The 13,421-nt window shown below is 75.6% G+C and carries 10 protein-coding genes; 3 read left to right on the forward strand and 7 right to left on the reverse strand.

The window, feature by feature from the left end:
• Window positions 1-41: 41 nt before the first annotated feature.
• Window positions 42-1,415: an ROK family protein gene (locus OG295_RS31690; protein WP_371680041.1), complete on the forward strand. Its 1,374-nt coding sequence runs from the start codon at window positions 42-44 to the stop codon at window positions 1,413-1,415.
• Between the two features lie 226 nt (window positions 1,416-1,641).
• Here OG295_RS31690 and OG295_RS31695 read toward each other — a convergent pair whose 3' ends face one another.
• Entirely contained in the window at window positions 1,642-2,187 is a 546-nt protein-coding gene (locus tag OG295_RS31695) for an ATP-binding protein (RefSeq protein WP_371680042.1), read from the reverse strand.
• Between the two features lie 198 nt (window positions 2,188-2,385).
• Between OG295_RS31695 and OG295_RS31700 the strand changes: the two genes are divergently transcribed.
• Window positions 2,386-3,561: a PLP-dependent cysteine synthase family protein gene (locus tag OG295_RS31700; protein ID WP_371680043.1), complete on the forward strand. Its 1,176-nt coding sequence runs from the start codon at window positions 2,386-2,388 to the stop codon at window positions 3,559-3,561.
• 37 nt (window positions 3,562-3,598) lie between these two features.
• On the opposite strand, the gene OG295_RS31705 is transcribed toward OG295_RS31700, so the two are convergent.
• Window positions 3,599-4,189: an SRPBCC family protein gene (locus OG295_RS31705; protein ID WP_371680044.1), complete on the reverse strand. Its 591-nt coding sequence runs from the start codon at window positions 4,187-4,189 to the stop codon at window positions 3,599-3,601.
• A 222-nt stretch (window positions 4,190-4,411) separates the two neighbouring features.
• Here OG295_RS31705 and OG295_RS31710 point away from each other — a divergent pair, with 222 nt between their 5' ends.
• A complete protein-coding gene (locus tag OG295_RS31710; protein WP_371680046.1) occupies window positions 4,412-6,811 on the forward strand; it encodes a hypothetical protein in 2,400 nt (799 codons plus the stop codon).
• On the opposite strand, the gene OG295_RS31715 is transcribed toward OG295_RS31710, so the two are convergent.
• The 5 genes from OG295_RS31715 to OG295_RS31735 all read right to left on the reverse strand — a co-directional run bounded on the left by OG295_RS31715 (window position 6,762) and on the right by OG295_RS31735 (window position 13,205).
• Window positions 6,762-9,212, reverse strand: a complete 2,451-nt coding sequence (locus OG295_RS31715) for a right-handed parallel beta-helix repeat-containing protein (protein ID WP_371680047.1) — start codon at window positions 9,210-9,212, stop codon at window positions 6,762-6,764. The two genes, OG295_RS31710 and OG295_RS31715, sit on opposite strands and share 50 nt — an antisense overlap.
• Before the next feature lie 135 nt (window positions 9,213-9,347).
• Window positions 9,348-9,959, reverse strand: coding sequence for a hypothetical protein (locus tag OG295_RS31720; RefSeq protein ID WP_371680048.1), 612 nt, complete (start codon window positions 9,957-9,959; stop codon window positions 9,348-9,350).
• 286 nt (window positions 9,960-10,245) lie between these two features.
• Window positions 10,246-11,073 (reverse strand): MOSC domain-containing protein, encoded by an 828-nt coding sequence (locus OG295_RS31725; protein WP_371680049.1) that lies wholly within the window; start codon window positions 11,071-11,073, stop codon window positions 10,246-10,248.
• A 73-nt stretch (window positions 11,074-11,146) separates the two neighbouring features.
• A complete protein-coding gene (locus OG295_RS31730) occupies window positions 11,147-11,680 on the reverse strand; it encodes a DUF6643 family protein (RefSeq protein ID WP_266837093.1) in 534 nt (177 codons plus the stop codon).
• 271 nt (window positions 11,681-11,951) lie between these two features.
• Window positions 11,952-13,205 (reverse strand): glycosyltransferase, encoded by a 1,254-nt coding sequence (locus OG295_RS31735; protein ID WP_371680050.1) that lies wholly within the window; start codon window positions 13,203-13,205, stop codon window positions 11,952-11,954.
• Window positions 13,206-13,421 lie beyond the last annotated feature (216 nt).

Consider the following 13,421-nt stretch of genomic DNA (forward strand, 5'->3'; position numbering starts at 1 on the left):
CCGGGCACCCGGTGCCTCCCGATCATGCGAGGATCCATGTCATGAACGGCAACGGGGCCCCGCCGCGGGTGGGGGATGTGACCACGGTGTCCACGACGTCCACGGCGGCCGGGGCCGCGGATACGGCGTCCACCGCTTCGGGGACCTCCGGGACTTCGGGGACCTCCGGGACATCGGCGGCCTCCGAGGCCTCGGCGGCCTCGGCGGCGTCCGCGAGGACCAGGCTGGAGCGGGGCCGGGGCGCGCTCGGCCCCGCGCTGGAGCTCGTCCACACCGGCCGGGCCCCGACCCGTGCGGTCCTGACGGCCGAGCTCGGCGTCACCCGCGCCACCGCGGGCGCGGTCGCCGCCGAGCTGGAGGCGCTCGGCCTGATCCGCGTCGACTCCCGCCCCGGCGGGGCGGGCGGGGCCCAGGGCCGTCCCTCGCACCGGCTGTCGGTCGACGAGAACGGGCCGGTGGCACTGGCCGCCCAGGTGCACCCGGACGGGTTCCGGGCGGCGCTGGTGGGCCTCGGCGGGCGGATCGTGGCCACCGCGCCCGGCAAGGTCACGGTCTCCGCCGACCCGGCGCAGGTCCTCGGCGCGGTCGTCGACGCCGGCGCCGCGCTGCTGGCCGAGTCCGGGCGGCGCTGCGTCGGCGCCGGCCTGGCCGTGCCCTCCGCGGTCGCGGAGCCCGAGGGCACCGCCCTGAACCCGCTGCACCTGGCCTGGCCGGCCGGTGCTCCCGTACGGGCCATCTTCGCGGAGCGCGTCAAGGCGGCCGGGATCGACGGACCGGCCCTGACCGGCAACGACGTCAACCTCGCCGCGCTCGCCGAGCACCGGCACGGCGCGGGCCGCAGCGCCCAGCACCTGCTCTGCGTGGCGACCGGGCACCGTGGCGTCGGCGGGGCGCTGGTCCTGGACGGCCGGCTGCACAGCGGGAGCGCGGGGCTGGCCCTGGAGGTCGGCCACCTCACCGTCAACCCGGAGGGGCGGGCCTGCCACTGCGGCAGCCGGGGCTGCCTGGACGTGGAGGCCGACCCGCTGGCCTTCCTCACCGCCGCGGGCCGCATCCCCGGCCCCGAGGTGTCCCTGCTCCAGCAGGCCCGTGACCTGTTGCGCGCCGAGTACGCGGACCCGGGCGTGCGGGCCGCCGCCGAGGAGCTCATCGACCGGCTCGGGCTCGGGCTCGCGGGGCTGGTCAACATCCTGAACCCGGACCGGATCATCCTCGGCGGACTGCACCGGGAGCTGCTGCACGCCGACCCGGAGCGGCTGCGCGCGGTCGTCGCCGACCGCAGCCTGTGGGGGCGCAGCGGCGGCGTGCCGATCCTGCCGTGCACCCTCGACCACAACAGCCTGGTCGGGGCGGCGGAGCTGGCGTGGCAGCCGGTGCTGGACGACCCGCTGGGGGCCTTGGGCGCGGCTGCCTGAGGCGGTGGCCCGGAGGGCTTACCAGGCGGGATTCCCGAGACGGGCTTCCGAGCGGGCGGCCCGAGGCGGTGGCCCCGGGGGTGGCCCGCGGCAGGGTGCCGTGAGGCGGCCCCAGGCGGTGGCGCCGGGCGGCGGTCCGGTGGTGGGCCGGGGACGGGCCCGGGTGCCCTCGGGGTGCGGCGGGGCGGGCGTCCGGGCCGGGTCCGCGGGTGTGCGGCCGGGGGCGTCACCCGGGCCCGGTGCCGACCGGGACCGGTACCGGCACGGCGACCGGGACGGCCTGCGCGTCCACGGCGGTGAGCACCGCCCGCGCGGGTTCCCGTACCGGCTTGTTCACGCCGATACGGACCGTGCCCGTGGGCGCCGCCGGCGCGGGGGCGGCCCGTAGAGAGAACCACACCACCTTGCCGGGGCCGTCCGGCAGGAGCCGGGCCCCCCAGGCCTCGCTCACGGCCTCCACGAGCGCGAGCCCGCGCCCGCAGGTCTCCAGCTCATCGGCGGCCCGGACCACGGGCAGCCTCGGATCGCTGTCGGAGACGGAGACGGTCAGCCGCCCGAGGCGCAGTTCGATCTCGACCGTGCAGACCTTGTCGGGCTGCGCATGGCGGTGGACGTTGCTGAGCAGCTCCGTCACGCCGAGCGCAGCCCGGTCTATGAGCGGATCGAGCTGCCAGTGGCGCAGTTGCGCGGAGACGATTCTGCGGACCTGACCGATCCGCGCTGGCAAGGCCTGCAGTTCGACGACGCAGTGCCTGCGGGAATGACTGATCACGGCTGCGACTCCCCGACATCAGTGTTACGGGTGCTGCACCCTCGGTAGCGCACCACCAGGGTCACCCACGGTGGCCTCCGGTGCAACCGAACGCGACCGAAAGCGATCCGCATGGAAACCCAAAGTAACCATTTGTGCAGGTGGGAGGGGTACATTGCGAAAGCAGGGGGCCACGGAACCGACAAAGGAGCAAGGCGCATGAGCACCACCGGTACCACCGGTACGACGGACGCGAGCGTGGCCGCGAACAAGGCCGCGGGCGCGGTCATGACGACGGTCGACGTAGACCGGAGCGACGCGGAGTACCGCGTCTGGCTCAAGGAAGCCGTCCGCAAGGTCCAGGCGGACGCGAACCGCTCCGCCGACACCCACCTGCTGCGCTTCCCCCTCCCCGAGGCGTGGGGCATCGACCTGTACCTCAAGGACGAGTCCACGCACCCGACGGGCTCCCTCAAGCACAGACTCGCCCGCTCCCTGTTCCTGTACGCGCTCTGCAACGGCTGGATCCGCCCCGGCCGCCCGGTCATCGAGGCCTCCAGCGGCTCGACCGCCGTCTCCGAGGCCTACTTCGCCAAGCTGATCGGTGTCCCCTTCGTCGCGGTGATGCCGAAGACCACCAGCCCGGAGAAGTGCCGCCTCATCGAATTCCACGGCGGCACCTGCCACTTCGTCGACGACTCGATGAAGATGTACGAGGAGTCCGCCGACCTGGCCGCACGCACCGGCGGCCACTACATGGACCAGTTCACCTACGCGGAGCGGGCCACCGACTGGCGCGGCAACAACAACATCGCGGAGTCGATGTACCAGCAGCTCCGCCTGGAGCGGTACCCCGAACCGGCCTGGATCGTCGCGACGGCCGGCACCGGCGGCACCTCCGCCACCATCGCGCGCTACGTGCACTACATGCAGCACGACACCCGCATCTGCGTCCCCGACCCGGAGAACTCCTGTTTCTTCGACGGCTGGACCCTGGGCGACCCCCACGCGAGCAGCGACTGCGGCTCGCGCATCGAGGGCATCGGGCGGCCGCGGATGGAGCCGAGCTTCGTGCCGGGCGCCATCGACCGCATGATGAAGGTGCCGGACGCGGCGAGCGTCGCCGCGTGCCGCGCCCTGGAGCAGGCCATAGGGCGCAAGGCGGGCGGCTCCACCGGCACCGGACTGTGGAGCGCCCTGAAGATCATCTCCGAGATGGTCGCGGAGGGCCGCACGGGCAGCGTCGTCACCCTGCTCTGCGACCCGGGCGACCGCTACCTCGACAAGTACTACTCGGACGAATGGCTGGCCGCGCAGGGCCTCGACATCGCCCCGTACGCCGAGACGATCGAGACGCTCCTGCGGACGGGGGACTGGCGCGAGCCCACCGCCTGAGCCGGCGCGCGGTGAGGGCCCTCCCGGTGGCGGTCCGTCAGCCGCGGGTGCGGCCCGCCAGGCGGGCGTCGAGCGTGCGCACCGCGGTGCGGAAGGAGTGGCCGAGGGCCGGGCGGGAGGCGGCCAGCGCCAGCCGGAAGGCGGGCGGGCCGTCGGCGGCGAAGGTCCAGCGGACCAGGGTGCCCGGGGCGGCGTCGCCGACGGTGACGGGCGCGGCGGGGGTGGCGTGGGCGGCAGGCGCGGCGGGGGTGGCAGGCTTGCCGGACGCGGACGCGGACGCGGTGCCGGGGGCGCGGTCCGCCGGGGTCAGGAGCCACTCCTCCAGCAGGGCGCGCACGGCGGGCACGTTGGTCTCGTCGACCCGGTAGGCGTAGCGCCGCCCGGGATCCGCTGCCATGACCGTCTCCCGGAAGCGGACCCCGCCCATCAGCCGGACCTCGCGGCCCCCGCCGCCGCGCGTGGGCCGGGCCAGTGTCACGGCCCGGAACCAGGACGGCCAGCCCGTCACCTCCTCCGCGAGCGCCCGGTACACGGCGTCGGGTGCGGCCGAGGCGCGGGCGGTGAACACCAGGCGCGTCGGAGCGTGTTCGGTGAAACCCAGCCCCACGGGGCGGAGTCGGCGGGTCATGTCGTTACCCCCTGCGCGGTGCGGGGCGCGGGGTGCGCCGCCGCCGCGCCACCATAACCGGCGGCCCGTCAGAAGTCTCCGGACGGCCGGGACATCGCCCGTCCCGGGCCGTGCAGGGCTCCGCACGTCCTTCACACGCACGGGGCCTGGGCAGGGACGCCCCGGGGCGGGATGCTGAAGGGGCCGCCCCGCGCGCACCAGCCCCTCACCTGCGGAGGCCCCATGCCGGACCCCGTCGCCGCCTCCCAACCGCCGCCCCCGGGCCCGCCGCCCGCGCTCGAACTGCTCGTCCACGGCGTGGGCGGAGCCTCCCCCGCGGAGCTGCTCCGGGACCCGTACCCCGTCCGGATCACCGGCGACTCGACCGCCGCCGTGTTCCGCCGCCCCGAGGACGCCGACGCCGAGGACCGTCCCGGACGCCACGGCGGCCGCCCCGTGCCCGAGGCCTACTGCTGGTCCCGCCTCACCTCCGGCAACGGAGCCCGGGCCCTGTGGCTGCTGCTCCTGCCGTTCATGGTCGCCAACCTCGCCCACTGGGCCCGGCCCGCCGCCGCCCCCGGCAAGGCGGCCGCGCGGGCCGTGCGCACGTACGGACTCCTCGTACGGGTCCTCGCCCTCAGCCTCACCGTCCTCCTCGTCGCGGCGGCCTGCGAGGTCGCGCTGGACCTCCTCGCCTGGCAGTGCGCGGGCAACACCGTCTGCTCCGGCTCCCGTTCCCCGCTCGGCGTCCTGCGGCCCGGCACCTGGTGGGGTCAGCCCGGACGCCGCCTCGCGGTCGGCGCCCTGGTCCCGGCCGCCCTGACCGGCCTGCTCTGGTACCTCTCGACCCGCACCTGGAGCGCCTACGAGTCCCAGCCGCCGCCCGCCGGCTCCGCCACCCCGGGCGCCCCCGCACCGGGGGAGGAGGAGGCGCCGCTGGGGCAGCCCGGGTTCTGGTACGGGCGGCGGATCGTGGCACGGCTGCGCGCCGCGCACACCGCCGCCGGACTCCTCACCGTGGCGGTGGCGGTCGCCGCCCCCGCCGTCCGCCACGACCGGGCCGCCACCGCCACGGCCCCCGCGCTCCAGGCCGCCGGGTGGGCCGTCCAGGCGCTGCTCGCCACCGGCGGCGCCATCGTCCTGTGGGTCGTCTGCCGGCGCGGCCGCACCGAGGCCCGGCCCGACCACCGGCTCGACCGGGCCGCGATCACCCTGCTGCCCGGCGGCGCCCTCGCCCTGCTCGCCGCGGTCCTCCTCTACGCGGGCTGGTCCCGCCCCGGCTGGGTCTCGGCCGGGCGTCTCCCGGGGGACTTCGCGTTCGGGGTGCTCATGCTCGGCCAGGGCTGCTGCGCGCTGGCCCTCGCCTTCGTCGCCCACCGCCTGCACCGCGGCACCCCCCAGCCCGGCGCCGCCCTGCGGGGCCTCGGCGGCCCCGCCGTCGCCGTACTCGGCTGCGCCCTCGGCGGGGTCATGTCCGGCGGGGTCGCCCAGCGCGTCGCCGACTGGCTCGACGGGGGCGCCACACCGGGCGCGCCCGGGGCCGCGCTGCCCGGACCGCCCGTCCTGCTGTCCTGGCAGGCCGCCGTGCTGCCGCCGCTGCTGATCGCCCTGCTGCTGCCGGCCGCCTGGGCCGTCGCCCGCGCCGCCCTGCACCGGCGCCGGACGGCTGCGGGCCTCGCCGCCGAGTACCCGGGAGAGCCCGCCGACCCCGACCGCAGCCGCCGGATCGCCGGGGCGCGGGCGGCCGCCGCGCTCACCGACTCCGCGCCGTGGTTCGTGGGGGCCGTCGCCTGGATCACCCTGCTGCTGGGCACCGGCGCCCTCGCCGGAGCATGGATCAGCGGACGGGTCCCGGCCGAGGCCGCCCGGGGAGCCCACCCGCTGCTGGCCGGTGCCGCCCGCGCCGCCCAGGACACCGGGTCCTGGCTGATAGGGCTCGGCGTCGCCGCCTTCGTCGCGTGGGGCCGGCGCGCCTACCGCGACCCCGCCGCCCGCCGGACCGTCGGGATCCTCTGGGACGTCGGCACCTTCTGGCCGCGCGCCGCCCACCCCTTCGCCCCGCCCTGCTACGCCGAGCGGGCCGTCCCCGACCTGACCTGGCGGATGACCGGCTGGACCGCCCGTACCGGGGGCCGCCTCGTCATCTCCGGACACTCCCAGGGCAGCGTGCTCGCGGCGGCCGCCGTCTGGCAACTGCCGCCCGAAGTGCGCGGCCGCGTCGGGCTGCTGACCTACGGCTCACCGCTGGCCCGGCTCTACGGCCGCTGGTTCCCCGACTTCTTCGGCCCCGGCCGGCTGGCCGCCCTCCACCGCGACCTCGACTGCTGGCGCAACCTGTGGCGGGCCACCGACCCCATAGGAGGGCCCGTCGAGACCGGCGCCGCCGTCGGCGAACCCGTCGACCGGGGCCCCCTGCGCGACCCGCTCGCCTACGGGCGCAGCCCCCGGTACCCGCTGCCCGCGCCGATCCTCGGCCACGGCGACTACCAGGCCGATCCGGCCTTCACCGCCGAACGCGACGCACTCCTCGCGCGACTGGACGCCGCCGCGCGTGCCGACGTACACGACACCCGGGAGGTTCCCGGCCCGCGGATCAGCACGGTGCGGACAGAGCCGGCAGATCCGCCGGGAAGAGCAGGGTGAGCTCGTCCGTACTCGGCTCGGCCAGCTGCGCCACCCGCCCCGCGTGCCGTTCCACCATGGACTCGAAGGTCTGGCGCGCGGTGCGGCCGTTGCCGAACGCCGGACCCTTGGGCAGCTCCGTGAAGTACGTCAGCAGCGCCTCGCCCGTGCCCTCGCCCAGCCGGTACTCGTGCTCCTCCGCCTGCTGCTCCACGATCCGCAGCAGCTCCCGGGGCCCGTAGTCGCCGAAGGTGATGGTGCGGGAGAAACGCGACGCCACCCCCGGGTTGACGGTCAGGAAGCGCTCCATCTCCTCCGTGTACCCGGCGACGATCACGACCACGGCGTCCCGGTGGTCCTCCATCAGCTTCACCAGCGTGTCGATCGCCTCGCGCCCGAAGTCCCGCCCGGAGTCCTCCGGCGCGAGCGCGTACGCCTCGTCGATGAACAGCACCCCGCCGCGCGCCCGCTCGAAGGCCTCCTGCGTACGGATCGCGGTCGAGCCGATGTGCTCACCGACCAGGTCCACCCGGGACACCTCCACCAGGTGGCCGCGCTCCAGCACCCCGAGGGAGGCCAGGACCTCCCCGTACAGCCGGGCCACCGTCGTCTTGCCGGTGCCGGGGGAGCCCGTGAAGACCAGGTGCCTGCGCACCGAGGCCGCCTTCAGGCCCGCCCGCTGCCGTCGCCGCCCGACCTCGATCATGTCGGTGAGGGCCCGGACCTCGCGTTTCACGCTCTCCAGCCCGACCAGCGCGTCCAGCTGACCCAGCACCTCGCCCGAACCGCGGCCCGCTCCCGCGGCGGCCGCCGCGGGAGGCGCCGGGTCCGGGGGCCGCTGCCCGGGCACCTCGGCGGGCACTGCCGCCCGGTCCTGCACGGCCGACGCCGTTCGGATCCCCGGCTGCGCCCCGGCGAGCGTGTCGCCCGAGGCCGCCCGCGCGCCGAGCCGTGCCCCCAACTCGTCGCCGGTGCACCCCTCGGCGAGCGGGCCGTCCTCCGCGAACTCGTACCCGCCGCGTGCGCAGCGCTCGGTGTGGCAGCGGGTCAGAGTGGTCCGGCAGCCGTCGATGACGTGGAAGCCGAAACCGGAACTGCCGCTCACCCGGCAGGCCGTGAACGTGCCGCGGCCGCCCGCCGACACGTAGAAACCGGCCTCGGCGGCCGAACCGACGGTGCACCGCTCCACCACCGGGTCGGCGCCCTTGGTCACGATCACGCCGGACTGCACGTTCTCGATGGTGCAGTTGGCGAGGGTGCCGCCGCTGCCGTGGTCACGGAACCACGCCCCGGTGCCGGCCTCCCGGATGCGGCAGTCGTCGAGCTGCGCGTCGGCGCCGTCGCTGACGGAGACGGCCGTGTTGCGGACCTGCCAGAGGTCGCTGTCGACGACGTCCACGCGCGAACCCCGGTCCAGTACGAACAGGGCGTCCGGCACGTCGTGCACCCGGCAGGAGTCCAGGGAGACCGTGGCCCCGTCGCTGATCCACACCGCCGGGTAGTCACCCGTGCTGTCGTGGATCTCGCAGGACTCGGCATCGACCCGGGTACCGGGATCCCACACCGACAGGCCGTTGCGCCCGAACCGGCGGACCGTGCTGCGGCTGAGGGTCAGCACCGAACGGGACCGCAGGTCGACCGCGTTCTCCGGGATGTCGTGGATGTCGCAGCCGGCGAGGGTGAGCACGGCGTCGGTGTCGAGGGTGACCCCGTCGGCGGAGGTGCGGTGCACCGCGCAGTCCGTGAGGCGGGCCGCGGCGCGCGCCGCGATCTGCACCCCGGTGCCCTTGATCTCGTACACCTCGCAGCCCAGCGCCTCCAGGCCCGAGCCCTCCCCGGTCACGGCGATGCCCGCGCCCGTGGCGTGGTGGACGCGGCAGCGCTCCAGCCGCGGGTGCCCGCCGCGCACCGAGACGCCGGCCTGCCCGGCGGCCACCACCTCGCACTCCTCGAACACCCCGCCGCCGCCGTCCAGGACGGAGATGCCGACCCCGGCCGGATTCTCCACCGTGCACCGGCGCACCAGCGGCCGGGCCCCGCCGCGCACCTCGATGCCGGCCGAGGAGCGGGTGTGCACGCGCAGGTCGATCAGCTCCGGACAGCCGTCCTCGACCAGCAGCGCGGGCGCCGCCCGGTCCGCACCCTCCAGGTGGAGGTCCTGGACCACCGCCGATGCGCGCACCGTCAGCGCGACCCCGTCGAGCGGGGCGATCCGCACCGAGCCGGCCACGGCGCCCTCTGGCCCGCGCAGGGTGACGGCATGACGCAGGACCAGGTTCTCCCGGTAGGTGCCGGGGGCGATGGACAGGACGTCGCCGTCGCCCGCGGCGGCGAGCGCGGCGCTCAGCGTCGGATACTCACCGGAGCGCCGCCGCCACCGCGAGGCCCCGCCGTGCGTCACCTGGACCGTGCCCTGAGCCATCGCGCTGCCGTGCCCCCACCCTCGTACTCGTGTTGCAGAAGTTCCCGGAGCGGCCGGAGCCGTCCCCTGCGGCCGAAGCGGCCGGACCGGACTCCGGCTCCACGGTAGCGCGCGCGGGGCCGGTGAGTTGCCAGGTCAGCTGCCCGCGCCCGCCCGGCCCCAGTCGGGTCCGGCCGCGGCCCACGCTCGGTCCAGACGGGTGTACCGCCGATGCATGAGCCGGCGTACGACCAGCCGCCGGAGCGTCTCCGCCAGCGCGGCCGCCGTCAGCGCCGCGGCCAGCCCGGCCACGCCCGCGTGGAAGGAGGCGGCGGACGGGTCGAGGGGCTGCCCCACCAGCCGCCCCCGGATGTCGGTCCATATCCGGAACCGGTCGCCGGGAAGGGGCGGTTCCTCCGCCGCCGGGACCGTGCCCTCGTGGCTGCTGCCGTCGGGCGCGGTCCAGGAAGCCACGATCCGCGTCCGCTCCGGGGCCTGACGCCCCGCGCCCGGATCGGTGGCCGAGCCGGCGACCGGATCCGGCGTCGGCCGGACCACCACCGCCGGGACCAGGTACCGCTCGTGCCGCTGTTCGCGCGCGGCCCGCTGCAGCGTGCCGTCCACCTTCAGGCCCGCCGCGCAGCCGAGGGCCGGAGCCACCAGCAGTACGCACACGAGCGCGGCGAAGGCCACCCACGCCTCGAAGAGATCGGTCGGCCTGCGCAGCGGATTGCGCCGCCAACGCCACACACCCATTGCTGTCCGCACGGTCCCGGCTCCCCCTACTTGCGCCAGCCATCCGTCTGTCTGCGCGTCCCAGCCTTCCGCATGCCCGGCGGACGCGCATTCCGGGACGCGCGGGACCCGTGCCACCCGATCCGGTACGGACGGTCGCGGTGGGTGTTCACACGTCCTGTCTGTTCCAACGGCCCCGCCCCGCCCGTTGGTTCCATCGGGCACCCGGAGCCCCTCGAAGGTGTCATTCCACCCGCCGTGGTCAGCGGCGAGCGGGGCTCTGCCGGGTCCTGTGGGGCCGTGCGGGGCCACCGTGGGATCACTCCAGCACGCGCACCTCGTCGCCCACCCGCACCGTACCCAGGACCACCGGCACCAGCTGCCTCCCGAAGGCGAGGGACTTCCCGATCCGCCGGTGCACGGCCAGCGTCTTCAGCGGCTCCCGGCCGCGCTCCGCCGTCTCCTGGTCGGTGGTGGTGATGATGCAGCGCCCGCACTCGCGCACGCCCCGGAAGACGGCGTCACCGATCGCGATCCGCCGCCAGCCGTCCTCGGCCCACGGCTCAGCCGGGCCGCCGACCACCAGGTTCGGGCGGAACCGGTTCATGGGCAGGGGTCCCTCGTGGGCGTCGTCGCCCCCTGCGATCAGCTCGTTGAGGGCGTCGAGCGAGGCGGCCGTGGTCAGCAGCAGCGGATAGGCGTCGGCCAGGCTGACGGTCTCGCCGGGGAGCGCGTAGTCGGGGTCCACGGGACGGCGCACGGCCGGATCGTCGAGGTGGACCAGCCGCACGGGCTGCCCGAGGTAGGCGCTGAACCAGTCGGCGGCGGTGCTCGCCGCGACGACGGTGTCGATCTTCTTGCCGAACAGGACGACGGGCTCCAGCGGGCCCGGCTCCGGCACGTCCACCACCAGCTCCGCCATCCCGGGCCCGGACAGCGCGACCCGCCCGTCCGGCAGCGGACGGGCGGAGGCCAAGGCCAGTCGCGCCTGCTGGCGTTGGGTGATGACCGCGCCCGCCGTGTCGACCACCGCCCAGCGGCGGTCCCCGGACAAGCCCCAGGGCTCCACGGTCACCTCGTCGGGAGCAGTCCCCGCTACCGACTTGACGGGATGGACATGGAGCGACTGGACGTACAGATTCGACATGAGTGCATTTTGCCAGCCTTCCGTGCCGGAGCCCCAGCCCGTTTTCCGCGGGGCCCGGCGGCGGGGTGCCGGGTCAGTAGCCGCGCCCCTGGAACTGGCGGCCGTACGGATCCTCGTAGGAGGGGACCTGCGCGGGGGCCGCCACCGGACGGGGCGCCGCCGGGCGCATGGCCTCGTAGCCGGTGCCCATGGCGGCCGGGCGCGGCTGCTGCTGCGGCTGGGGCTGCTGGACGTACCCCGCGCGGGCCGCCATCGGCTGCTGCTGCGGGATGTACGGCGCGGGCGCGTTCTGGAGCGGCACCGGCATCGCCATCGGCATCTGCTGCTGGGGTGCGGCCTGCTGCTGGTACTGGTACCCGTACCCCGGGGACCCCTGCTGCTGCGGCGCGGACGGCGCGGACGGCAGGGCGGGAAGGGCGGACGGGAGGGCCGGCAGGTACCCACCGCTCGAATAGCCGGCACTGGGCGACTCGTAGGCGGCCGGAACGCGGATGGGGGCGATCTGCGGAGTGCCGCGTTCGGCTACGAGGGAGTCGTAGATGGGGGTGTCTTTGAAGGAGGGCGCGGAGTAGTAACCGCCGCCATAAGTGGAGCGGGGGGAGGTCATGGGACCTAAGTTAAGCCCACGACTTCACCGGGTCCATAGCGAGGTGTCGTCAACACCGCCCTGACCTGCATATTCCCAGGTCAGCGCCTCGGCTTTCACTTGAAGTTCACCTGCACGATTCGTCACTTGCACCCCGGCTTGTTCCTACTCGTACTCACCGGTTGGGTGTTGCACCTATCTGGTGCTGACGCACGGTCACAATGCGATGACCTCGGATGACGTTCCCTCAGCCGGCGCGCGGACCGGGTCCGCGTGCCGGAAGCCGGACGATTCAGGCATCACCGGGCCGGGCGTAGGTGCGCCCCTTCCACGCGGCCCCGCGCCCCCGGTAGTGCAGGACCGCCGAGTCGACGGTCATCAGCAGGTACAGCAGCGCGGTAAGCGGAAGCAGCGGGGCGAGCAGCGGCGACTGGCGGTAGTGGCGCAGCATCGGCAGGTAGGTGCCGGCCATCAGCAGCCAGGCCAGGCCCCCGGCCCAGGCCACGGCGGGCCGCCCGGCGGCGAGCCCCGCGCCGAGGGCGGCCGGGGGCACCAGGTAGACGAGGACCAGCCCGGCCACCGTCCCGGCCAGCAGCAGGGGCCGGTGACGCAGTTGGGCGTACGCGCTGCGCGACACCATCCGCCACAGGTCGCCGAGGCCGGAGTACGGGCGCACGCTGTCCACCCGCTCCGCCAGCCCGAGCCAGATCCGGCCGCCGGCGCGGCGGACCGCGCCGGCGAGGGCGACGTCGTCGATGACGGCCTGATGGATCGAGTCGGGGATCCGGGCCCGGACGGCCGCCTCCGTGCGCAGCAGCACGCAGCCGCCGGCGGCCGCGGAGGTCCGGGCGCCGGGCCGGTTGATCCGGCGGAAGGGGTACAGCTGGGCGAAGAAGTACACGAACGCCGGCACGACGAGCCGCTCCCACACGTTCACCACGCGCAGGCGGGCCATCTGCGAGACGAGGTCGAGGTCGGCGGAGGTCGCGGCGGCGACCAGTTCGCGGAGGCTGTCGGGCTCGTGGGCGATGTCGGCGTCGGTGAGGAGCAGGAACTCCGGCCCGGGGCGGTGCGGGCCGTCTTCGCCGCCGCCTCCCGGGCCGCCCTGCGCGTGCCCGGTTCCGTGCCCGTGCCCGTTGACGTGTGCGCGGGTGTGCTCGGTGCGGACGTGGGCGATGCCGTGGCGCACGGCCCACAGCTTGCCCGTCCACCCGGGCGGGGGATCCCCCGGCGAGACCACGGTGAGGGGCAGGCCCGGCTGCCCGTCGGCCAGACGGGCGGCGAGGGCGGCGGTGCCGTCGCCGCTGCCGTCGTCGACGAGGACGATCCGGGCCTCGCCGGGATAGTCCTGGGCGAGGAGGGACGGAAGGCTGAGGGGGAGCACCTCGGCCTCGTCACGCGCGGGGACGATGATCGCGACGGAGGGCCAGCGGGCGGGGGCGGAGCGCGGGGGGAGACGGACGTCGGTGCGCCAGAACATGCCCTGGGCGAAGGTGAGCCAGAGCCAGGCGGCGAGGGAGGCGTACGCGGCGATGAGGAGGCCCATGTCCGCAGTGTGCCGAACCCCGCGGACCCTGTCGCGCACCCCGCCGGTACGGCGCTCCCCCGCGCGGCGGGGGGCGGCGGGAGCAGGGTCCGCCCGGGGCGCCGTCCAGGCCCCGTCCGCTTCGGGTGCCCTGGGTGGGGGGTGCGCTCGTCCACCTCGCCGGGGGCGTCCGGAGGGGGCCCGCCGCGGGCCGCGGCGGCGGGCCTTCGGCCGTGC

The organism is Streptomyces sp. NBC_01276 (genome assembly GCF_041435355.1).
Taxonomy (GTDB): Bacteria; Actinomycetota; Actinomycetes; order Streptomycetales; family Streptomycetaceae; genus Streptomyces.